At 66.4% G+C, this 232-nt stretch carries 1 protein-coding gene; it reads left to right on the top strand.

The window, feature by feature from the left end:
* Positions 1-226: hypothetical protein (locus ACRHNM_RS18340; RefSeq protein ID WP_431138057.1), on the top strand; the 226-nt coding region annotated here is incomplete at its 5' end.
* Positions 227-232: the final 6 nt, after the last annotated feature.

The raw sequence follows: 232 nt of genomic DNA, 5'->3' as shown, positions 1-232 counted from the left end.
CACCTGGCGGCCCGGCCGTGTGCTGCTGGGCGCCTACCTGTTCGGTGGTGTGACGATGCTGCAGTTCCAGCTGCAGGGGCAGGGGGTGCAGATCCCCAGCCAGTTCCTCACCATGCTGCCATACCTGGCCACCATCGTGGTGCTGGTGCTGATCTCGCGCAACCCGACGTGGATTCGCATCAACATGCCGGCCTCGCTCGGCAAACCCTTCCATCCCGGCGCGTGACTCGGC

The sequence above is a fragment of the Psychroserpens mesophilus genome, from assembly GCF_050617655.1.
Lineage (GTDB): Bacteria > Bacteroidota > Bacteroidia > Flavobacteriales > Flavobacteriaceae > Psychroserpens > Psychroserpens mesophilus_A.
The sequence above is the reverse complement of the archived record's forward strand: the minus strand, read 5'-3'. Positions and strand labels throughout refer to the sequence as shown.